The following is a 22,139-nucleotide window of genomic DNA, read 5'->3' on the forward strand; positions in this document are numbered from 1 at the left end:
AGGAGAACACAATGAAGAAGGCTCTGTGGCTGATCGCCGGCATCGGCATCGGATTCCTGGTGGCACACCAGTTCAACCAGACCAAGAGCGGCAAGGAGTTCTTCGCCGAGTTCGACAAGAAGGCCAAGGAGTTCAGCGACTCGCTGGTCGACGGCTACCGCGAGCGCGAGGCCGAGCTGCGCTCGGCCATCGCCGACGCGGGTGACAAGGTCTCCAAGATCGCCAAGTGACCCTTCACGACCCGCCGGGCGCCCATGCGCCGGCGGGTCGCGTTCGTTCCACCCCCTGGACACCCTGAGGACCACCGACACCCATGTACACCGCTGACATCCGCTCCCGCTGGCTCGACTTCTTCGGCGAGCGCGGCCACACCGTGGTCCCCTCCGCGTCGCTCGTGAGCGACGACCCCTCGCTGCTGTTCACGGTCGCGGGCATGGTGCCGTTCATCCCCTACCTCTCGGGGCTCGTCCCCGCGCCGTATCCCCGTGCCACGAGCGTGCAGAAGTGCATCCGCACCCTCGACATCGAAGAGGTCGGCAAGACCACCCGTCACGGCACGTTCTTCCAGATGAACGGCAACTTCTCCTTCGGCGACTACTTCAAGGAGGGCGCGATCGGCTACGCCTGGGAGCTGCTCACCACGAGCGAGTCCGAGGGCGGCCTCGGCTTCGCCGAACGCGACCTGTGGGTCACCGTGTACGAAGACGACGACGAGGCCATCGACATCTGGAAGCGGGTCGCAGGGCTTCCGGATGCGCGCATCCAGCGACGCGACAAGGAAGACAACTACTGGTCCACCGGTCAGCCGGGCCCGGCGGGCCCCTGCTCCGAGATCTACTTCGATCGCGGCCCCGCCTACGGCATCGAGGGCGGCCCGGTCGCCGACGAGAACCGCTACATCGAGATCTGGAACCTCGTCTTCATGCAGTACCTCCGCGGCGAGGGCACCTCGAAGACCGACTTCGAGATCCTCGGCGAACTGCCGCGCAAGAACATCGACACGGGCATGGGCCTCGAGCGCGTCGCCTTCCTCAAGCAGGGCGTCGAGAACCTCTACGAGATCGATCAGGTGCGCCCGGTGCTCGACCGCGCGGCCGAGCTCTCGGGCCGCCGCTACGGCGCCCACCACGACGACGACGTGCGGATGCGCGTCGTCGCCGACCACGTGCGTAGCGCCCTCATGCTGATGAGCGACGGCGTCACCCCGTCGAACGAGGGTCGCGGGTACATCCTCCGCCGGCTGCTCCGCCGCACCGTGCGGTCGATGCGCCTGCTCGGCGTCGACACCGCGACCATGCCCGAGCTCCTCACCGCCTCGCGCGACGCCATGAAGGCGGCCTACCCCGAGGTGGAGCGCGACTACGACCGCATCTCCCGAAGCGCCTACGCCGAGGAGGAGTCATTCCTCCGCACCCTGGCCGGCGGCACCACCATCCTCGACCTCGCCGTGGGTGAGACCAAGTCGGGCGGCGCCGACGTGCTCCCCGGCGACACCGCGTTCCTGCTGCACGACACCTACGGTTTCCCCATCGACCTCACCCTCGAGATCGCGGAGGAATCGGGCATCACCGTCGACCGTGTGGCCTTCGAGTCGCTCATGGCCGAGCAGAAGCAGCGCGCCAAGGCCGACGCGAAGGCGAAGAAGCTCGGCATCACCGACCTCAGCGTCTACAGCCCGTTCCGCGCGCTCGGCGAGACCGTGTTCCGCGGCTACGACGAGCTCGAGGCCGAGTCGAGCGTGCTCGGCCTCATCGTCGACGGTGTCTCGGTCACCAGCGCCGTGGCCGGCGAGCAGGTCGAGGTCATCGTCGCCGAGACCGCGCTCTGGGCCGAGTCGGGCGGCCAGGAGGCCGACGCCGGCACCATCGTGGGCGACGGCTTCGAGCTCACCGTGCTCGACGTGCAGAAGCCTGTGAAGGGTCTGGTGAGCCACCGCGCCGAGGTGACGAGCGGGCAGATCGCCGTGGGCGACCTCGCCCGCACGGTCGTCGACCCGAGCTGGCGCCGCGGCGCCACGCAGGCGCACTCCGCGACCCACCTCATCCACGCGGCCCTCCGGCAGACGCTCGGCGAGCAGGCTCACCAGGCGGGTTCGTACAACAAGGCCGGCTACATGCGCCTCGACTTCTCCTGGAGCCAGCCGCTCTCACTCGAGACCCGCAGCGAGATCGAGGAGATCGCGAACCAGGCGATCCGCGACGACCTCGAGGTGGTCACTCGCGAGCTGCCGATCGACGAGGCGCGCTCGATGGGCGCGATGGCACTGTTCGGCGAGAAGTACGGCGACATCGTGCGCATGGTCGACATCGGCGGTCCGTTCTCGCGGGAGCTCTGCGCGGGCACCCACGTGGCCTCGAGCGCCCAGATCGGCCTCATCAACCTGCAGGGCGAGTCGTCGATCGGCTCGACGAACCGCCGTGTTGAGGCGCTGGTCGGTCTCGAGGCTTTCCGCGAGTTCGCGGCCGAGCGTGCCCTGGTTGCTCAGCTCACCTCCTCGCTCAAGGCGCCGCGCGACGAGATCGCCGCGCGCATCGCCGACCTCAGCGCCAACCTCAAGGCGGCCGAGAAGAAGATCGCCGCCTTCGAGGCCGGCCAGCTCACCACCCGCATCCCGGGCCTCGCCCAGTCGGCCCGCGCGGTCGGCGCGGTCACGCTGGTCGCCGAGAACGTGGGGGAGCTCGGTTCGGCCGACGACCTGCGCCAGCTCGCCACCGGGGTGCGCGAGGCACTCGCTTCGGGCGGTTCCGCCTCCGCGGTGGTGGCCCTCGCCGCCGTCGCGGGCGGCAAGCCCGTGGTCATCGTCGCGACGACCGAGGGCGCCCGTGCCGCGGGGGCCAAGGCGGGCGCCCTCGCCAAGCTCGCCGCGGGCGTGCTCGGAGGAGGCGGCGGCGGAAAAGACGACCTGGCTCAGGGCGGCGGTGCCGACGCGTCCGCCATCCCGGCAGCCCTCGAGGCCATCGCGAACGCGGTGGCGGGCTAGCCCGGCCCGGGCAGGAAGCGGAGCGGATGCGCACCGGCGTGAGGATCGGCATCGACGTGGGCAAGGCCCGCATCGGTGTGGCGCGCACCGACTTCCATGGTCTGCTCGCGACCCCGGTCGAGACGGTGCCGAGGAGCGGCGAGAAGGATGCGGGGGCCGACCTGGCGCGCATCCGGAGCATCGCCGACGAGCTCGAGCCGATCGAGTTCGTCGTGGGGCTGCCGCTGTCGATGAGCGGTGGAGAGACGGCATCGACGCAGGATGCGCGCGACTTCGCCGAGCGGCTCGCCGCCGGGGGCGACGTGCCCGTGCGCATGGTCGACGAGCGCCTCACCACGGTGTCGGCCCAATCGGCGCTGCACCGCAGTGGCCGCACCACTCGGAGCTCCCGCTCCGTGATCGATCAGGTGGCCGCGGTTATACTCGTGCAGCACGCCCTGGATTCAGAGCGTGCCTCGGGACAGCCGCCCGGCATCCTCATCGACCCGAATGAAGGAAGTGTCCGTGACTGACCGCCAGCCACCCACAGACCACCCGTTCGCCGAGTTCTTCCGCAACGACGCGGCACCGGCGCAGCGCACCGCCCCGCCCTCCTCCAGGCGGGACGCCCGCGGCGGCTCCGGCTCGCGCGGCACCCGCCACCGCGGCTCGTCGTCGGGCGGGGGAGGCAGCAAGCGGCCCCGCTGGGTGGTGCCGCTCATCACCGTCGTCGTGATCGTGGGCCTCCTCGGCGGCGCCGGGGTGTTCCTCTTCAACACCTTCGGGTCGCAGGTGCAGTCGCTCCTCGCCGGCAACCAGGTCGAGGACTACGAGGGCAGCGGCACCGGTGAGGTGATGTTCGTCGTCAACGACGGAGACATCGGCGAGACCATCGGCGACAACCTCGCCGCGGCCGGCGTGGTGAAGAGCTCGGCGGCGTTCTACGACCTGCTGCTGAAGCAGAACCCGGCACCCGTGTTCCAGACCGGCACCTTCAAGCTGGCCGAGCAGATGAGCGCCCAGTCGGCGCTCGATGCCCTGCAGAACCCCGACAACAAGGTCGACTTCACCGTCACCATCCCCGAGGGCTCGAGCGCGAAGGGCATCTACCAGGAGCTCTCCGACGTCACCGGCCTCCCGGTCTCCGACTTCGAGGCCGTGGGTGCGAACTGGGCCGCGCTCGGCGTTCCCGCCGAGGCACCCAGCATCGAGGGCTTCCTCTTCCCTGCCACCTACGTGTTCCAGCCGGGCGAGACCGCCACCGACATGATCACCACGATGGTCAACCGCACCTTCCAGTCGCTCGACGCCGCCGGTGTCGCCCCCGAAGACCGATTGAAGGTCGTCACACTCGCCGCTCTCATCCAGAAGGAAGCCGGCAGCGTCGAAGACATGGCGAAGGTCTCTCGCGTGTTCACGAACCGCCTGAACGCGGGCTGGAACATGGAGTCGGATGCGACGATCGCCTACGGTGCCGGCCACAGCCGGGTGGAGACCACGCAGGCCGAGCGCGAAGACCCGAGCAACATCTACAACACCTACCTCTACCCGGGGCTGCCCGCCGGGCCCATCTCGAACCCCGGTGACGACGCCATCAACGCGGCGATCCACCCGGCCGACGGGCCCTGGTTCTTCTTCGTGACCGTCGACCTCGACACCGGCGAGACCGTCTTCTCCGAGACGGCGGACGAGCACGCGGCCGCGGTGGAGCGACTGCAGGAATGGTGGGCGGCTCACCCCGAGATCGAGTAGGTTCCAGGGCATGACACCGACGTTCCTCGACGACGAGACCGACCGACTGCACGTGCCGCACCGCTACGCGGTGCTGGGCTCGCCGATCGCGCACTCACGGTCGCCGCTGCTTCACCGCACCGCCTACTCGGTGCTCGGGCTGCCCTGGCAGTACGAGGCGGTCGAGGTCGATACGGATGCTCTGGCCGGGTTCGTCGACGGCCTCACGCCGCCCTGGCGCGGGCTGTCGCTCACGATGCCGCTGAAGGAGAGCGTCATCCCGCTTCTGGACTCCGTCGACACGGTGGCGACCACGGCGGGCGGCGTGAACACCGTGCTGGTGACCTTCTCCGACGGGCGACGCCGGCTCGACGGGTTCAACACCGACGTGTACGGCATCCGCGAGTGCCTGGTGCGGGGCGGGGTGGAGTCGACGCGCAGGGCGTTGGTGATCGGCGGGGGAGCGACCGCGCGGTCGGCGGTGGTGGCGCTCGCCCAGCTCGGGGCGGAGCACGTCGACATCGTGCTGCGGAGCCCGGGTAAAGCGGGCTCGGTGGTGGAGTCGGCGCGTGCCGCCGGGCTGAGCAGCGACGTGGTGGCACTGCACGACCATGAGGCCGTCGCCGCACTCGAACCCGACCTCACCGTGTCGACGCTCCCGGGCGGCGCGGGCGTGGGCCAGAACTTCGAGGGAGCGCGGGCAGTGCTCGGCTCGACGCTGCTCGACGTCGCCTACCACCCGTGGCCGAGCGAGCTCGGCACCCTGTGGGGGGCCTCCGGTCGCGTCGTCATCCCTGGGCTCGCCATGCTCGCCCACCAGGCCGTGGCGCAGCTGCGCGTCTTCCTGCACGGGGATCCGCTCACCAGAGTCGACGACGAGGAGCGGCTCACCACCGCGATGCTGGCGGCCGTGGCCGCCTAGGCCGGTCCGCCACGCGGTGGACGGAGAGGGGGACCGTGCGGCCTCGGCCGCCCCTGCTGGCACCCCTGCCGCAGACCCGGCTGGCACGACGGGTGCGGCCGTTGTGGAAAGATCGTAGTCATGCTCCGTTGGCTCACCGCCGGCGAGTCCCACGGTCAAGAACTCATCGCGATCGTCGAGGGCCTCCCGTCCGGCATCCCCGTCACCCTCGATCAACTCCGTGCCGATCTGGCGCGCCGCAAACTCGGCTACGGCCGCGGCGCGCGCATGAAGTTCGAGCAGGACGAGCTGGCGATGACCGGCGGCGTCGTGCACGGCAAGACCCTCGGCAGCCCCGTGGCCCTCCGCATCGGCAACACCGAGTGGCCGAAGTGGACCGAGGTCATGGGCGTCGACCCGCTCGAGGAGGAGCTGCCCGGCCGCGGCCGCAGCGCCCCCCTCACCCGGCCCCGCCCGGGTCACGCCGACCTCGTGGGCATGCAGAAGTACGACTTCGACGAGGCCCGTCCCATCCTCGAGCGCGCCAGCGCCCGTGAGACCGCCGCCCGCGTGGCGCTCGGTGCCGTGGCGAAGGCGTTCCTCGGCGAGCTCGGCATCCGCCTCGTCAGTCACACCCTCGCCATCGGCCCGGTCCGGGTTCCCGACGGAAGTCGGCTGCCCCTCCCCGGCGACGTCGACGCGCTCGATGCCGACCCGGTGCGGTGCTTCGACGAGGCGACGAGCGCGCTCATGGTCGCCGAGATCGACGACGCCCACAAGGAGGGCGACACCCTCGGCGGCGTCGTCGAGGTGCTCGCCTATGGGCTGCCCCCCGGGCTCGGCTCGCACGTGCACTGGGACCGCAGGCTCGACTCCCGGCTCGCCGCTGCGCTCATGGGCATTCAGGCCATCAAGGGAGTCGAGGTGGGCGACGGCTTCGAGACCACCCGCCGCCGCGGCTCGGCCGCCCACGACGAGCTCTACCGCGAGGGCGACGAGATCACCCGCGCCACCGATCGTGCCGGCGGCACCGAGGGCGGCATGTCGACCGGCACCGTGCTGCGCGTGCGCGCCGGCATGAAGCCGATCGCCACCGTGCCGCACGCGCTCCACACCATCGACGTCGCGACGGGCGAGGATGCCGCGGCGCACCACCAGCGCTCCGACGTGTGCGCCGTTCCCGCCGCCGGGGTCGTCGCCGAGGCGATGACCGCGCTCGTGCTGGCCGACGCTGTGCTCGAGAAGTTCGGCGGCGACTCCGTGGGGGAGACCCGCCGCAACCTCGAGTCGTACCTCGCCGCCATCCCCGAGGCGCTGCGCACCGGCGTCGCCCGCGCATGAAGCTCGTGCTCATCGGGCCGCCGGCCGCGGGCAAGACCCGCATCGGCAAGCGGGTGGCGCGCCTGCTCGACCTGCCGTTCGTCGACACCGACAAGCTGGTCGTGGCCGAGCACGGGCCGATCGCCGAGATCTTCACCGAGCACGGGGAACCGCACTTCCGCGCGCTCGAGCGAGCCGCCGTGGTGAAGGCGCTTGAGGCCGATGCCGTGGTGTCGTTCGGCGGGGGAGCCGTGCTCGACCCGGCGACGCAGGCCGATCTGGCCGGGCTCCCGGTGCTGCTGCTCACCGTGCAGCCGCACGCCGTCGCCGCCCGGCTCGGCAACGGCAAGCGCCCGCTGGCGGGCGACCTCGACGCCTGGAGCGCCCTCTTCGAATCGCGCCGCGAGCTCTACCAGCGGCTCGCCGGGCACGTCATCGACAGCTCCGACCGGCCGGCCGACGACGTGGCCGAGGAAATCGCGACCTGGGCGCGGGGTCGGTTCACCGCATCCGCCACCGACGGGTCGACCTCGGCGGGCTCCGTCACCGCCCCCGCCACAGCATCCGTCACCGACCTGGAGGGCAGCACCCGATGAGCACCGACGTCACCACCATCAGCGTCACGGGTGAGTCGGGCTACGACGTGCTCGTGGGGCGCGGCATCCTGAACCGGGTGGCCGAGGGGCTGGGACCGGCCGTCGCGAAAGTCCTCATCGTGCACCCGCCGACCCTGGGGGCCGCTGCCGCCCGGTTGCGCGAGACGCTGCTCGACCGCTACGAGGTGCTGCTGGCCGAGATCCCGGATGCGGAGGCCGGCAAACGGGTCGAGGTCGCCGCGTTCTGCTGGCAGGTGATGGGGCAGGCCGACTTCACCCGCACCGACGCCGTCATCGGCTTCGGTGGCGGCGCGGTCACCGACCTCGCCGGTTTCGTCGCGGCGACCTGGCTGCGCGGGGTCACGCTCGTGCAGGCCCCGACGACGCTGCTCGGCATGGTCGACGCGGCGGTCGGCGGCAAGACCGGCATCAACACGAACGAGGGCAAGAACCTCGTGGGGGCCTTCTACGCACCGAGCCTCGTCGTGGCCGACCTCGACCTGTTGCGCGGCCTCGCCCGCAACGAGATCCTCGCCGGCTTCGGCGAGGTGGTGAAGTGCGGGCTCATCGCCGAGCCCGAGATACTCGACATCATCGAGGCCGACGTCGACCGCGCCACCGACCCGGAGAGCGACGAGATCAGGCGACTCATCGAACTCTCCATCGCGGTCAAGGCACGGGTGGTGTCGAGCGACTTCAAGGAGGCCGGGCTCCGCGAGATCCTCAACTTCGGCCACACCCTGGGTCACGCCATCGAGCACGCCGAGCGCTACCAGTGGCGCCACGGTGCCGCCGTCGCGGTGGGCATGATGTTCGCCGCTGAACTCAGCCGGCTCACCGGGCGCCTGCCCGACGAGGTGGTCGACCGCACCCGGCGCATCCTCGACTCGCTCAGCCTGCCGACCAGCTACCCGGCGGGCCGATGGCCGACCCTGCTCGCCACCATGCAGCGCGACAAGAAGACCCGCGGCAGCATGCTGCGCTTCATCGTGCTCGACGACCTCGCGCGGCCCACCGTGCTGCAGGGCCCCGAGACGTCGCTGCTGTTCGCCGCCTACCAAGAGATCGCCTCCTAGGAGACAGCATGTCGACAGTCCTCGTGCTCAACGGCCCGAACCTCGGCCGCCTCGGCAGTCGTGAGCCCGACGTCTACGGCTCGCAAGACCTGGCAGCCCTCGAGCGGTTGCTGATGACGGATGCGGCGGGCCGCATCGAGATCGATCTGCGTCAGACCAACGACGAGGCCGAGCTCATCTCGTGGCTGTACGAGGCGGTCGACACCGGGTCGCCCGTCATCCTCAACCCCGCGGCCTTCACGCACTACTCGTACGCGCTGCGCGACGCCGCCGCGCTCGTGACCAAGGCGGGGGTGCCGCTCATCGAGGTGCACATCTCGAACCCGCACGCGCGCGAGACGTTCCGGCACACGAGCGTGATCTCCGCCGTGGCCACCGGGGTGGTCGCAGGGTTCGGTTTCGCCTCCTACCGGCTGGCGCTGCACTCCCTCCTGCTGCCCACCGACTGAGCCGGTACACTCTTTCAGGGCCGAAACACCGGTCCGACCTTCTTCTCCACTCGAAACGGACTTCCTTTTACATGGCTTCAACGAACGACATCAAGAACGGCACCGTGCTGAGCATCGACGGTCAGCTCTGGAACGTGATCGAGTTCCAGCACGTCAAGCCGGGCAAGGGCGGCGCGTTCGTGCGTACCAAGATCAAGAACGTCGTCACCGGCAAGGTCGTCGACCGCACCTTCAACGCCGGCGCGAAGATCGACACCGCGAACGTCGACCGCCGCGACTTCCAGTACCTCTACAAAGACGGCGACGACTTCGTCTTCATGGACTCGACCGACTACGACCAGGTCACCATCGGCTCGGCGATCGTCGGCGACGCAGCCAACTTCATGCTCGAGAACCAGGCCGTCACCGTCGCGCTCAACGAGGGCAACCCGCTCTACATCGAGCTGCCCGCATCCGTCGTGCTCGAGATCACCTACACCGAGCCCGGCCTCCAGGGCGACCGCTCGACCGGCGGCACGAAGCCCGCCACAGTCGAGACCGGCTACCAGATCCAGGTGCCGCTGTTCCTCGAGAACGGCACGAAGGTGAAGGTCGACACCCGCACCGGTGACTACCTCGGCCGCGTCAACTAGTCCGGCGCGTCGATGAGCTCACGCACGAAGGCCCGCAAACGGGCCCTCGACATCCTCTACGCCGCCGACGTGCGTCAGATGCCGATTGCCGAGGCGCTTGCCGCCGAGGCGGCCCGGGCCGCGGGGGAGCCCGACCGGCAGAACTCGTGGCTCTATGCTCGCGAGATCGTCGACGGCGTGGTCGACAACTTCGACGAGATCGACGAGACCATCGTGAGCTACGCCCACGGCTGGAGCATCGCCCGCATGCCCACGATCGATCGTGCGCTGCTGCGCATCGCGATCTGGGAGATCCTCTACAACGACGAGGTGCCCGCTGCGGTGGCGATCGCCGAGGCCGTCGAGGCGGCGAAGACCCTCTCCACCGACGAGTCCTCCGGCTTCATCAACGGCGTGCTCGGCAAGGTGGCCCAGTCGGCCTAGCCCCACCGCCCTCCTCGACAGAGCGCAAAGTGCCCCCTCCCCGTGCGGGAGGGGGCACTCTGCGCTCTGTCGAGCGTGCGCGGGGCTCGCGCCGGGGGACGGATGCGCGGGGCGAGAAGACACGAAGTGCCCCCATCCCAGATAAGAGGCGGCACTTCGCGCTTTCTCGGCGTGCGCGGGGCTCGCGCGGGGAGGGCGACGGATGCGCGGGGCGAGAAGACACGAAGTGCCCCCATCCCGGGTGGGAGGGGGCACTTCGTGCTCTGTCGGGACGCCGAAGGCGCGGGACGGGTCAGGCGCGGCGGCGGATGCGCGTGGCGGTGAGGGCGGCGGCGCCGGCGGCGAGGAGGGCGAGCACGCCCGCGGCCACGGGGAGCGGCTCGGCGCCCGTGTTGGCGAGGGAGCTGCCGCCCGCCTCGTCGCCCGGGGCGGCGGACGGAGCCGGGGCCGTCGTGGGCGCGGGGGTGGGCGACGCGGTCGGGTCGGGGGTGGGCTCCGGGGTGGGCTCGGCCTCGACGTCGATCGCGAAGGCGGTGGTGGTGCCCGAGACCTCGTTGCCGACGAGCAGCATCGGGGCGCCGGTCGGCGACGACTCGGCCGAGACGAACGCGAGACCCTCGGGGCCGAGGTCGCCGGAACCCGAGAGGGCCTCGGCCGACTCCGAGGGGTCGACGATTGAGAAGTCGCGGTTGTTCACGTAGGTGACGAACGACGGCGCGGCGGGGTCGGTGATGTCGTAGACGATGACGCCGCCGACGCGCTCGAAGCCGATGAAGGCGTAGGTGTGCGAGCCGATGGTACCGAGCGCGAGACCCTCGGGCTCCGGGCCCTTGTCGTCGCTGCGGTTGTCGAGGGCGACGTCGGTGTGGCTCGAGTTGAACGCGCCCTCGGGGAGCGCGGCCGCCGTGATCTCCTCGAAGTCGCTACCGGAGTCGAAGACCTGAGTGCCGTCGGCGGCCCAGATCGAGAACGACCGGCCACCGAAGGCGTAGAGCTCGGAGTAGCAGCCCGCGTCGGCGTCGAGGCCGTTCGCGGTGGTGATGTTCAGGCGCCCGAGCTGCTCGTCGGTCACGAACGGCGCGAGGTCGTCGCACACCGGCGCGAGTCCGTCTTCGCCGAGGTCCTTCACCCGGGCGACCTCGGAGTAGCCGTCCCAGTCGCGGCTGTCGCCCTCGTTCGCCGAGACGATGTAGGAGTCGCCGTCGACCTGGTAGCTGCCGATCGCATCCGGCTGGTACATGCCGAGGACGGGCCAGGTGGTGATGTTCACGGCGCCGTCGCGGTCGGAAGCGTCGAGGGGCGACACCGAGAAGTCCTTGAAGCCGAGCGCGTGGATGTCGGTGACGGTCGCGGAGGCGACGTCGATCTCGGCGAGGGCGTTGGCCTCCTGCAGCGACACCCAGGCGGTGCGCCCGTCTCCCGAGACGGTGATGTACTCGGGCTCGAGGTTCTCGGAGACCGGCCGGGCCGCTCCCTCGATGCCGCCGAAGATGCGCACGCCCTCGGGGAGGGCATTGCTCCCACCCTCCTCGTAGGCGTGGAAGTCGGCCGTGCGCACGGCACCCTGCGCGGGCGCGGCGAGGGTCGCGGGGGCGGCGATCACCGACACGGAGCCCTCGGGGTCGACCGAGTAGTCCTCCGCGGGCTCGGCCTCGTTGGCCACGAGCAGTGAGCCGCCGTCGGGCGTGAAGGTGACCATGTCGGGGAGTGCGCCGACGCGCACGGCGCCGAGCGCCGATCCACCGTCGGAGGCCGCCGCGTCGAAGAACACGACCCAGCCCTGGTCGGTCTTCGGGTCGGCCTCGACGGCGACGGCCACGAGACCGTCGGCGCGCACGGCGACCGAGTTCGCCACGGCGTCGGGCGAGACGGTCGACCCGTCGGCCGAGGCGACTCCCGCTGTGACGACGTCGAAGAGCTTCACGGGCGCCGACGGGTCGCTCAGGTCGAGCACCTCGACGACACCGGCCTGGGCGTTCACCACGAAGGCGCGCTTCGTGGCGGCGTGGAACTGCACGATCTCGGCGGCGCTCTCGTCGAACACCCCGGTCTCGTAGCTGCCGACGGGGTTGAGCGAGAGCTTCGCGTCGGGGGCGCTGTAGACGATCGGGTCGGTCGAGACGGAGGCGTGCGCGGCGGTCGACGCGAACGCGACTCCGGCGAGGGTGGTGGCGGCGGTGAGCGCGGTGAGCGCGGCGCGGCGGGCGAGCATGGGTCTCCTCGGTGTCGGGACAGGGGGATCTGCCCCACCCGACAGCACCCGGGTGAACCGGTCGCGACCGCCAGGTGTCGCCCCGGTGAACACGACCGCGGCCCAGGCACTGGTAGAGTCGAAGACGCACGAATGAGACATCCTTTAAAGCCGTCCGGAGAGACGGGGAAGGAGGTCGGTTGCTTGGCGCGTACAGTGCTGCAGCAGGCTGACGTCACCCGGGCGTTGACTCGCATCTCGCACGAGATCCTGGAGTCCAACCGGGGAGCGAACGATCTCGTCGTTCTCGGCATCCCGACGAGGGGTGTGCTGCTCGCCGAGCGCATCGGCCGCACCGTCGCCGAGATCGAGGAGCGCGCGGGCAACCCCGTCGACCCGGCGGCCCTGGTGGGCGCCCTCGACATCACGATGTACCGCGACGACCTGTCGCGGCATCCCACGCGCTCACCCCGGCCCACCCAGGTGCCGCGTCGCGGCATCGACGGCGCCACCGTCGTGCTCGTCGACGACGTGCTCTACTCGGGCCGCACCATCCGCGCCGCGCTCGACGCCCTGAACGACCTCGGCCGCCCGCGCGCCGTGCGCCTCGCGGTGCTCGTCGACCGCGGCCACCGCGAGCTGCCCATCCGCGCCGACTTCGTGGGCAAGAACCTCCCCACCTCCCGCGAGGAGCGCATCAACGTACGCCTCGCCGAGATCGACGACACCGAGGAGGTGACGATCGAAGGATGAGACACCTGCTCTCCACCCGCGATCTCTCCCGCGACGCCGCCGTGCAGATCCTCGACATCGCCGAGGACATGGCCGACGTGCAGCAGCGCGAGGTCAAGAAGCTGCCCACCCTCCGCGGCAAGACCGTGGTGAACCTCTTCTTCGAAGACTCCACGCGCACCCGCATCTCGTTCGAGGCCGCCGCCAAGCGGCTCTCCGCCGACGTCATCAACTTCTCGGCGAAGGGCTCGAGCGTCTCGAAGGGCGAGTCGCTCAAAGACACCGCGCAGACCCTCGCCGCCATGGGAGCCGACGGCGTCGTCATCCGTCATTCCGCATCCGGCGCCCCGCAGGTGCTGGCGCAGAGCGACTGGATCGACGCGGGCGTCGTGAACGCCGGCGACGGCACCCACGAGCACCCCACCCAGGCCCTGCTCGACGCCTTCACCATGCGGCGGCGGCTGCACGGGGCGGCGAGCCGGGGCAAGGCGCTCGACGGCGTCTCGGTGGTGATCGTGGGCGACATCCTGCACTCCCGGGTGGCGCGGTCGAACCTGTGGCTCCTGCGCACCCTGGGCGCCGAGGTCACCTTCGTGGCCCCCGCCACTCTCGTGCCGGTCGGCGTCGGCAGCTGGCCGGTCGAGGTGAGCTTCGACCTCGACGAGACCCTCGCCCGCACGAGGCCCGACGTGCTCATGATGCTGCGCATCCAGAGCGAACGGATGAACGCGGCCTACTTCCCGTCGGCCCGCGAGTACGCGAGGCAGTGGGGGCTCGACGACGAGCGTCTCGCTGCCCTCGGCCCGGATAGCATTGTCATGCATCCCGGCCCCATGAACCGAGGCCTCGAGATCTCCGCGGGAGCGGCCGATTCGCCGCAGTCGACCGTGCTCGAGCAGGTCGCGAACGGGGTGTCCATCCGGATGGCGGTGCTCTACCTGCTGCTCTCCGGCGAACGAGAGGCCGCAGCGTGAACGACAGCAGCATCAGCACCCTCCTGAGGGGCGCGACGCTCCCCGACGGGCGGGTCGCCGACGTGCTCCTTCAGGGCGGCCGCATCGTGTCGACGGAGTCGGGCGGCCGGGGCGACTCGGCACCGGCCGGCACGACGGTGGTCGACGCCGAGGGCCTCGTGGCCCTGCCTGGCCTCGTCGACCTGCACACGCACCTGCGCGAGCCGGGCTACGAGCAGAGCGAGACCGTGCTCACGGGCACGCGCGCCGCCGCGGCCGGCGGGTTCACGGGGGTCTTCGCCATGGCGAACACCCTGCCCGTCTCCGACACCGCGGGCGTCGTCGAGCAGGTGCAGGCGCTCGGCGTTCAGGCGGGCTACGCCACCGTGCGCCCGATCGGCGCCGTGACCGTGGGCCTCGCCGGCGAGCGCCTCAGCGAGATCGGCGCCATGGCGCAGTCCCGGGCCGCCGTGCGCGTGTTCTCCGACGACGGCAAGTGCGTTCACGACTCGCTGCTCATGCGGCGGGCGCTCGAGTACGTGAAGACCTTCGACGGGGTGATCGCCCAACACGCCCAAGACCCGCGGCTCACCGAGAACGCGCAGATGAACGAGGGCGCCCTGAGCTCCGAGCTCGGCCTCAAGGGCTGGCCCGCCGTGGCGGAGGAGTCGATCATCGCCCGCGACGTGCTGCTCGCCGAGCACGTGGGGGCGCGGCTGCACATCTGCCACCTCTCCACCGCGGGCTCGGTCGACGTGGTGCGCTGGGCGAAGGCCCGCGGCATCCAGGTGACGGCCGAGGCCACCCCGCACCACCTGCTCCTCACCGAGGAGCTCATCCGCAGCTACGACGCGCGCTACAAGGTGAACCCGCCGCTGCGCCGCGACGAGGATGTGCGGGCACTGCGCGAGGGCGTCGCCGACGGCACCATCGACATCATCGCCACCGACCACGCACCCCACCCGCGTGAGACCAAGGAGTGCGAGTGGGATGCCGCGGCCTTCGGCATGGTGGGCCTCGAGTCGGCGCTGCCCGTGGTGCAGACCGCGCTCGTCGACACCGGACTGCTCGACTGGGCCGACGTCGCGCGGGTGCTCTCGAACGCGCCCGCCCGCATCGGGCGGCTCGCCGACCACAGCCACTCCTTCGAAGACGGCGCGCCCGCGAACGTCGTGCTGGTCGACCCGGCGGCCTCGAGCGAGTTCACGCTCGACCGCCTGCACGGCAAGAGCACGAACACCCCCTACGAGGGTGTGACGCTTTCGGGCAGCGTGAGGTGGACGTTCCATTACGGGTTCCCCACCCTCCGCGACGGCGTGCTCGCCCCGGTCGACGAGGCCGCCGCGTGGGCAGCCGGGGTGACCGCCTGATGGAGCGGCTCGTTCCCGGACTCCTCGTCACCGCCCTCGCGGTGCTCATCCTGCTCACCATGGTCTGGGCCTGGCGGGGGCGGCAGCGCCGTCAGAGGGCGTTCGCGGCCCCGGCCGAGGTGCCGGCCGCCGACGCCCGCGGTGCGGAGCTCGTGCGCGCATCCGTTCTCTACGTCGCCACCACGAAGGCGGGCGAGCCCCTCGAGCGGCTCACCATCCCCGGTCTCGCGTTCCGCGGCCGCGGTGAGGCCGCGGTGTACGAACAGGGCTTCCTCATCACCATCCCCGGCGAGCCGGAGACGTTCGTGCCGCGCGACGCCATCCGCTCCATCGGCACCTCCACCTGGGCCATCGACCGCGTGGTCGAGACCGGCGGACTGGTGCGCCTGGACTGGACCTACCCCTCCGCCGACGGCCCCGCCGAGGTGGAGAGCTACCTCAGGGCCACTGAACTCGGAGACGCGCGCCGGCTCATCGACGCCGCGACCGCGATCTCCCCGCTCCGGCCCATCACCCCGCAACAGGAAGGAACCTCGTCGTGATCTCGACCGAACCCGCAGTGCTCGTGCTGGAAGACGGGCGACGCTACGAGGGCCGCGCCTACGGCGCCCGCGGACGCACGCTCGGCGAAGCGGTCTTCGCCACCGGCATGACCGGCTACCAGGAGACCCTCACCGACCCCTCCTACGCCGGCCAGATCGTCATGCAGACCGCCCCGCACATCGGCAACACCGGAGTGAACGACACCGACAAGGAGTCGTCGAAGATCTGGGTGGCCGGCTACGTGGTGCGCGACCCCTCCCGGGTGGTGTCGAACTTCCGTGCCCAGCGCTCGCTCGACGACGACCTCGCCACGGACGGTGTCGTCGGCATCTCGGGGATCGACACCCGTGCCCTCACGCGTCACCTGCGGAGCCTCGGCGCCATGCGCGCCGGCATCTTCTCGGGGCCCGACTACGAGCTGAACGCCACCGAGCAGCTGAACGTCGTGCGCGGCGGTGCGGAGATGGCCGGGCAGAAGCTCTCCACCGTGGTCTCCACGAAGGAGCGCTACCAGGTGCCGGCGGTCGGCGAGCGCATCGGCTCGGTCGCCGTGCTCGACCTCGGGGTGAAGACCTCCACCCTCAACTACCTCGCCGAGCGCGGCTTCGACGTGGAGGTGCTGCCCGAGTCGGTCACCCTCGACGAGGTGCGCGCCCTCGCCCCCGACGCGCTGTTCTACAGCAACGGCCCCGGAGACCCCGAGGCCTCCGAGACCCACGTCGAGCTGCTGCGCGAGCTGCTGCGCGGCGGCCTGCCCTACTTCGGCATCTGCTTCGGCAACCAGCTGCTCGGCCGCGCCCTCGGCTTCGGCACCTACAAGCTGCCGTTCGGCCACCGCGGCATCAACCAGCCGGTGCTCGACAAGACCACCGGCCGGGTCGAGATCACCAGCCAGAACCACGGCTTCGCCGTCGACGCGCCCCGTGAGGGCGTTGTCGACTCGCCTGCCGGTCTCGGCCGGGTCGAGGTGAGCCACCTCAGCCTCAACGACGACGTGGTGGAGGGCATCCGCTGCCTCGACCTCGACGCCTTCTCGGTGCAGTACCACCCCGAGGCGGCGGCGGGCCCGCACGACTCCATGTACCTGTTCGACCGCTTCCGCGACATGATCCTCGCCACGAAGACCGGCTCGCCCGCGCTAGACGCCGGCTTCGCCGAAGGCCCCTCCGAAGGAGACGACCAGTAATGCCCAAGAGAGACGACATCAAGAGCGTTCTCGTCATCGGCTCCGGCCCGATCGTGATCGGTCAGGCCTGCGAGTTCGACTACTCCGGAACCCAGGCCTGCCGCGTGCTGCGCGAGGAGGGCGTGCGCGTCATCCTGGTGAACTCGAACCCGGCCACAATCATGACCGACCCCGACTTCGCCGACGCCACCTACGTCGAGCCCATCACCTGGCAGGTGATCGAGGCGATCATCCAGAAGGAGAAGCCGGATGCGATCCTCCCGACGCTCGGCGGCCAGACCGCTCTGAACGCGGCCATCCAGCTGCACGAGCACGGCATCCTCGAGAAGTACGACGTCGAGCTCATCGGTGCGAACCTCGAGGCCATCAACAAGGGCGAGGACCGCCAGATCTTCAAGCAGCTGGTGATCGACGCCGGCGGCGACGTGGCCCGCTCGCACATCGCCCACACGGTCGACGAGGCGATCGGGTTCGCGGAAGACCTCGGCTACCCGCTGGTCGTGCGCCCCTCCTTCACCATGGGCGGCCTCGGCTCCGGCTTCGCCTACGACGAGACCGAGCTGCGTCGCATCGTCGGCGACGGCCTGCACCAGAGCCCCACCACCGAGGTGCTCCTCGAGGAGTCGATCCTCGGCTGGAAGGAGTACGAGCTCGAGCTCATGCGCGACACCGCCGACAACACGGTGGTCGTCTGCTCCATCGAGAACGTCGACCCGGTGGGCGTGCACACCGGCGACTCCATCACGGTGGCCCCGGCGCTCACGCTCACCGACCGCGAGTACCAGCGGCTCCGCGACATCGGCATCGACATCATCCGCGCCGTCGGCGTCGACACCGGCGGCTGCAACATCCAGTTCGCCGTCGACCCGGCGAACGGCCGCGTCATCGTCATCGAGATGAACCCGCGCGTGTCGCGCTCGAGCGCTCTCGCGTCGAAGGCGACGGGCTTCCCGATCGCCAAGATCGCGGCGAAGCTCGCCATCGGCTACCGGCTCGACGAGATCCCGAACGACATCACCAAGGTGACCCCCGCATCCTTCGAGCCCACGCTCGACTACGTCGTGGTGAAGGTGCCCCGCTTCGCGTTCGAGAAGTTCCCGGCCGCCGACCCGACCCTCACCACCACCATGAAGTCGGTGGGTGAGGCGATGGCCATCGGCCGCAACTACACGCAGGCGCTGCAGAAGGCGCTGCGCTCGCTCGAGAAGCGCGGCTCGTCGTTCCACTGGGAGGGCGAGCCCGGCGACAAGGACGAGCTGCTCGCCGTCGCCGCGGTGCCCACCGACGGCCGCATCGTGACGGTGCAGCAGGCCCTCCGTGCCGGTGCCACGATCGAGGAGGCCTTCGAGGCCACGAAGATCGATCCCTGGTTCCTCGACCAGATCGTGCTCATCAACGAGGTCGCCGAGGCCATCCGCTCCTCCGAGAACGCCGACCACGCCATGTTCACGCTGGCCAAGCAGCACGGCTTCTCGGATGCGCAGATCGCGTCGCTGCGCGGCTTCGGCGAGAAGGACGTGCGCGAGGTGCGGCACATCCTCGGCATACGCCCGGTGTACAAGACGGTCGACACCTGCGCGGGCGAGTTCCCCGCACTCACGCCCTACCACTACTCGAGCTACGACCAGGAGACCGAGGTGGAGCCGTCGGAGGCGCGCAAGGTCGTCATCCTGGGCTCGGGCCCCAACCGCATCGGGCAGGGCGTCGAGTTCGACTACTCCTGCGTGCACGCCTCGTTCGCGCTCTCGGCGGCGGGCTTCGAGACCATCATGATCAACTGCAACCCCGAGACGGTCTCGACCGACTACGACACCAGCGACCGGCTCTACTTCGAGCCGCTCACGCTGGAGGACGTGCTCGAGGTCATCCACGCCGAGTCGCAGTCGGGCGAGCTCGTGGGTGTCGTCGTGCAGCTCGGCGGCCAGACCGCGCTGGGGCTCGCGAAGGGGCTGAAAGAGGCGGGCGTCCCGATCCTCGGCACGACCCCCGAGGCGATCGACCTGGCGGAGGAGCGCGGTCTGTTCGCCGGCATCCTCGACGCCGCCGGCATCATCGCCCCGAAGAACGGCACCGCCGTCGACTACGAGTCGGCAGTGGCCGTGGCCGAGGAGATCGGATTCCCCGTGCTGGTGCGCCCGAGTTACGTGCTGGGCGGCCGCGGCATGGAGATCGTCTACGACACCCCGTCGCTCGCCGACTACTTCGAGCGCATCGCGGGCCAGGGCATGGTGGGCGCGGCCAACCCGCTGCTGGTCGACCGATTCCTCGACGACGCCATCGAGATCGACGTCGACGCGCTCTACGACGGCGAGCGCCTCTACGTCGGCGGCATCATGGAGCACCTCGAGGAGGCCGGGGTGCACTCCGGCGACTCGAGCTGCTCGCTGCCGCCCGTGACGCTCGGCCGGTCGCAGATCGACGCCGTGCGCGACGCGACCCTGAAGATCGCCGAGGGCATCGGCGTGCGGGGGCTCCTCAACGTGCAGTTCGCCATCGGCGCCGGCATCCTCTACGTGCTCGAGGCCAACCCGCGCGCCTCCCGCACGGTGCCCTTCGTCTCGAAGGCGCTCGGCATCCCGCTCGCCAAGGCGGCTTCGCGCATCATGGTGGGCGACTCCATCTCGGCGCTGGTCGAGGAGGGGCTGCTGCCCGAGCAGGACGGCTCGGTCGTTCCGCTCGACTCGCCGGTCGCCGTCAAGGAGGCCGTGCTGCCGTTCAAGCGGTTCCGCACCAAGGAGGGGCTCATCGTCGACTCGGTGCTCGGCCCGGAGATGCGCTCGACGGGTGAGGTCATGGGAATCGACCGCGACTTCCCGCGTGCCTTCGCGAAGAGCCAGGATGCCGCGTACGGCGGTATGCCCACCTCTGGCACGGTCTTCGTGTCGGTCAGCGACCGAGACAAGCGCGCCATCGTGCTGCCCGTGCTGCGGCTGCAGCAGCTCGGCTTCGAGGTGCTCGCCACCGAGGGCACCGCCGAGGTGCTGAACCGCAACGGCATCCACGCCCGGGTCGTGGCGAAGCACTCCGAAGGTCTGAAGGCCGACGGCGAGGGTGAGGATGCGGTGGAGACCGTCGTCGACCTCATCAACGCGAACCGGGTCGACATCGTCGTGAACACCCCGTCGGGGCGCTCGGCCCGGGTCGACGGCTACGAGATCCGCGCCGCTGCAGTGGCCGCCGACAAGCCGCTGTTCACCACGATCGCCCAGCTCGGTGCGGCGGTCGCCTCGTTCGAGGCGCTCAGCGAGGGTCTCACCGTCACCTCGCTGCAGGAGTACGCCCTCGCCAGGAGCGCGCGCGGATGATCGCTCCCTTCGGCACCCGCCTCGACTCGGTGTTCGGGTCGAAGGGGCACCTCTGCGTCGGCGTCGACCCGCATCCCTACCTCCTCACGGAGTGGGGGCTGACGGTCGACGCCGCCGGGGTGCGCTCCTTCGGGCTGGCCGTGGTCGAGGCCGTGGCCGCGTCGGAGTGGGTGGGCATCGTGAAGCCGCAGGTGGCGTTCTTCGAGGCGTACGGCTCGGCCGGCTTCGCCGCGCTGGAGGACGTTCTCGCGGCCGCCCGCGACGCGGGCCTGCTCGTGATCGGCGACGCCAAGCGGGGAGACATCGGGTCGACCAACGACGGGTACGCCGCGGCGTGGCTCACGCCCGGTTCTCCGCTCGAGATCGACGCTCTGACCGTCACCGCCTTCACAGGCGTCGGTGCGCTCGGCGGGCTGTTCGATCGCGCGGAGGCCGCGGGCAAGGGAGTGTTCGTGCTGAGTGCCACCTCGAACCCCGAGTCGCGCGGGCTCCAGACGGCGCGTACGGCAGGAGCATCCGGGGTCTCCGTGTCGCGTCTGGTCGCCGACGAGGTCGCGGAGCGCAACACCGACCGCACCCGGCTCGGCGACTTCGGCCTCGTGCTCGGGGCGACGAAGCGGCTCGACGACTACGGCTTCGCCGCCGAGGCGCTGCGCACCCTCTCGACGACCCCCGTGCTGGCGCCGGGCTTCGGCTTCCAAGGCGCCGAGTTCCCGGTCATCCCTCACGTGTTCGGTCCGCTCGCGCCGAACACCGTGGTGAGCGTGTCGCGCAGCATCCTGCAGCACGGCGCCGCCGGACTCGCCGCTGCCATCGCCGCCGACGCGGATGCCCTCGCCGAGGTGATCGCGTGAGGCCGCCGGAGGTCGACCGGGTCGCCGCCTCGCGCGCTGCCGTCGCCGCGCGTCGGGCCCGCGCCGCCGTGAAGCGCGCGGTGAACGAGCGGCGCCTCAGCGCCCTCTCGGTGCTGCACACCGCGCTGGCGAGTTCGGAGAGCATCGAGGCCACCATGCGGGTGCGCGATCTGTTGCTCAGCATTCCCGGTCTCGGGCCGGTGCGGGTCGACCGCGTCATGACCCGGCTCGAGATCGCGTCGACAAAGCGTCTCTCCGGTCTCGGGGTGCACCAGCAGTTGCGGCTTCGCGAGTTCCTCGAGAAACGGGCCCCCGCCGTCGTCGACAGCGGGGAGAGCCGGCTCGTGGTGCTGGCCGGGCCGACCGCCGTCGGAAAGGGCACCGTCTCGACCTACATCAGGGAGAACTACCCCGAGGTGCTTCTCTCGGTCTCGGCGACGACGCGTGCTCCCCGGCCCGGGGAGGTCGACGGGGTGAGCTACTACTTCGTCGACGACGCGGAGTTCGACCGCATGATCGAGGCGGGCGAGTTCCTCGAGTGGGCGGTGGTGCACAACAAGTCGCGCTACGGCACGCCACGGCCGCCGATCGACCGCGCCCTCGCCGAGGGGCGGAGCGTGCTGCTCGAGATCGACCTGCAGGGTGCCCGCCAGGTGCGTGAGGCCATGCCGGAGGCGACCCTGGTGTTCCTCCTGCCGCCGAGCTGGGACGAACTGGTGCGCCGGCTCATCGGCCGCGGCACCGAATCGGACGAGGAACAGGAGCGCAGGCTCAGCACCGCACGGGTCGAGCTCGCCGCCCAAGCCGAGTTCGACCACCGCGTCGTGAACACGGATGTCGAGGCCGCAGCGGCGGAGGTCGTAGAATTGATGCGGATTCAGAAGGCGAACGGCCTTCTCGGCAAGGAGTAAGCACACA

At 70.6% G+C, this 22,139-nt stretch carries 20 protein-coding genes; 19 read left to right on the top strand and 1 reads right to left on the bottom strand.

Annotation, left to right across the window (positions count from 1 at the left end):
• The first annotated feature begins 11 nt into the window (after nt 1-11).
• From ABFY20_RS09610 to nusB, 11 genes are all read left to right on the top strand, one after another.
• Nucleotides 12-230: a hypothetical protein gene (locus ABFY20_RS09610; RefSeq protein ID WP_171704885.1), complete on the top strand. Its 219-nt coding sequence runs from the start codon at nt 12-14 to the stop codon at nt 228-230.
• A gap of 83 nt (nt 231-313) precedes the next feature.
• A complete protein-coding gene (gene alaS / locus ABFY20_RS09615) occupies nt 314-2,980 on the top strand; it encodes an alanine--tRNA ligase (protein WP_368499703.1) in 2,667 nt (888 codons plus the stop codon).
• Between the two features lie 26 nt (nt 2,981-3,006).
• Entirely contained in the window at nt 3,007-3,492 is a 486-nt protein-coding gene (ruvX, locus tag ABFY20_RS09620) for a Holliday junction resolvase RuvX (protein ID WP_368499704.1), read from the top strand.
• The gene (gene mltG / locus ABFY20_RS09625; protein ID WP_368499705.1) at nt 3,485-4,711 is read left to right on the top strand and encodes an endolytic transglycosylase MltG; all 1,227 of its coding nucleotides are present in this window, start codon (nt 3,485-3,487) and stop codon (nt 4,709-4,711) included. Before ruvX ends, mltG begins: the two co-directional genes overlap by 8 nt.
• 10 nt (nt 4,712-4,721) lie before the next feature.
• Nucleotides 4,722-5,612 carry a shikimate dehydrogenase gene (locus ABFY20_RS09630; protein WP_368499706.1) on the top strand — a complete coding sequence of 297 codons (891 nt, stop codon included), beginning with the start codon at nt 4,722-4,724 and terminating at the stop codon, nt 5,610-5,612.
• A gap of 120 nt (nt 5,613-5,732) precedes the next feature.
• On the top strand, nt 5,733-6,932 hold the full coding sequence (gene aroC / locus ABFY20_RS09635) for a chorismate synthase (protein ID WP_368499707.1): 1,200 nt from the start codon (nt 5,733-5,735) through the stop codon (nt 6,930-6,932).
• Nucleotides 6,929-7,507 (top strand): shikimate kinase, encoded by a 579-nt coding sequence (locus tag ABFY20_RS09640; RefSeq protein WP_368499708.1) that lies wholly within the window; start codon nt 6,929-6,931, stop codon nt 7,505-7,507. Before aroC ends, ABFY20_RS09640 begins: the two co-directional genes overlap by 4 nt.
• The gene (gene aroB / locus ABFY20_RS09645; RefSeq protein WP_368499709.1) at nt 7,504-8,583 is read left to right on the top strand and encodes a 3-dehydroquinate synthase; all 1,080 of its coding nucleotides are present in this window, start codon (nt 7,504-7,506) and stop codon (nt 8,581-8,583) included. The genes ABFY20_RS09640 and aroB overlap by 4 nt, the downstream gene beginning before the upstream one ends.
• An 8-nt stretch (nt 8,584-8,591) precedes the next feature.
• Complete coding sequence (locus tag ABFY20_RS09650) at nt 8,592-9,032, top strand: type II 3-dehydroquinate dehydratase (protein WP_368499710.1); 441 nt, start codon at nt 8,592-8,594, stop codon at nt 9,030-9,032.
• 71 nt (nt 9,033-9,103) lie between these two features.
• The gene (gene efp, locus ABFY20_RS09655; protein WP_368499711.1) at nt 9,104-9,664 is read left to right on the top strand and encodes an elongation factor P; all 561 of its coding nucleotides are present in this window, start codon (nt 9,104-9,106) and stop codon (nt 9,662-9,664) included.
• 12 nt (nt 9,665-9,676) lie between these two features.
• Nucleotides 9,677-10,087, top strand: coding sequence for a transcription antitermination factor NusB (gene nusB / locus ABFY20_RS09660; RefSeq protein WP_368499712.1), 411 nt, complete (start codon nt 9,677-9,679; stop codon nt 10,085-10,087).
• A gap of 292 nt (nt 10,088-10,379) precedes the next feature.
• Here nusB and ABFY20_RS09665 read toward each other — a convergent pair whose 3' ends face one another.
• Entirely contained in the window at nt 10,380-12,299 is a 1,920-nt protein-coding gene (locus ABFY20_RS09665) for a choice-of-anchor I family protein (RefSeq protein ID WP_368499713.1), read from the bottom strand.
• A gap of 183 nt (nt 12,300-12,482) precedes the next feature.
• Between ABFY20_RS09665 and pyrR the strand changes: the two genes are divergently transcribed.
• From pyrR to gmk, 8 genes are read left to right on the top strand one after another with little or no spacing between them, the layout of a single operon-like run.
• Nucleotides 12,483-13,031: a bifunctional pyr operon transcriptional regulator/uracil phosphoribosyltransferase PyrR gene (gene pyrR, locus ABFY20_RS09670; RefSeq protein ID WP_368499714.1), complete on the top strand. Its 549-nt coding sequence runs from the start codon at nt 12,483-12,485 to the stop codon at nt 13,029-13,031.
• Nucleotides 13,028-13,984: an aspartate carbamoyltransferase catalytic subunit gene (locus ABFY20_RS09675; RefSeq protein WP_368499715.1), complete on the top strand. Its 957-nt coding sequence runs from the start codon at nt 13,028-13,030 to the stop codon at nt 13,982-13,984. Before pyrR ends, ABFY20_RS09675 begins: the two co-directional genes overlap by 4 nt.
• Nucleotides 13,981-15,333 carry a dihydroorotase gene (locus tag ABFY20_RS09680; RefSeq protein WP_368499716.1) on the top strand — a complete coding sequence of 451 codons (1,353 nt, stop codon included), beginning with the start codon at nt 13,981-13,983 and terminating at the stop codon, nt 15,331-15,333. The genes ABFY20_RS09675 and ABFY20_RS09680 overlap by 4 nt, the downstream gene beginning before the upstream one ends.
• On the top strand, nt 15,309-15,875 hold the full coding sequence (locus ABFY20_RS09685; RefSeq protein WP_368499717.1) for a hypothetical protein: 567 nt from the start codon (nt 15,309-15,311) through the stop codon (nt 15,873-15,875). The genes ABFY20_RS09680 and ABFY20_RS09685 overlap by 25 nt, the downstream gene beginning before the upstream one ends.
• The gene (carA, locus tag ABFY20_RS09690; RefSeq protein WP_368499718.1) at nt 15,872-17,062 is read left to right on the top strand and encodes a glutamine-hydrolyzing carbamoyl-phosphate synthase small subunit; all 1,191 of its coding nucleotides are present in this window, start codon (nt 15,872-15,874) and stop codon (nt 17,060-17,062) included. Before ABFY20_RS09685 ends, carA begins: the two co-directional genes overlap by 4 nt.
• Nucleotides 17,062-20,367, top strand: a complete 3,306-nt coding sequence (gene carB / locus ABFY20_RS09695; protein ID WP_368499719.1) for a carbamoyl-phosphate synthase large subunit — start codon at nt 17,062-17,064, stop codon at nt 20,365-20,367. The genes carA and carB overlap by 1 nt, the downstream gene beginning before the upstream one ends.
• Nucleotides 20,364-21,221 carry an orotidine-5'-phosphate decarboxylase gene (pyrF, locus tag ABFY20_RS09700; protein ID WP_368499720.1) on the top strand — a complete coding sequence of 286 codons (858 nt, stop codon included), beginning with the start codon at nt 20,364-20,366 and terminating at the stop codon, nt 21,219-21,221. Before carB ends, pyrF begins: the two co-directional genes overlap by 4 nt.
• The gene (gene gmk, locus ABFY20_RS09705; RefSeq protein WP_368499721.1) at nt 21,218-22,132 is read left to right on the top strand and encodes a guanylate kinase; all 915 of its coding nucleotides are present in this window, start codon (nt 21,218-21,220) and stop codon (nt 22,130-22,132) included. Before pyrF ends, gmk begins: the two co-directional genes overlap by 4 nt.
• Nucleotides 22,133-22,139 lie beyond the last annotated feature (7 nt).

It is taken from the genome of Herbiconiux sp. A18JL235 (genome assembly GCF_040939305.1).
Taxonomy (GTDB): Bacteria; Actinomycetota; Actinomycetes; order Actinomycetales; family Microbacteriaceae; genus Herbiconiux.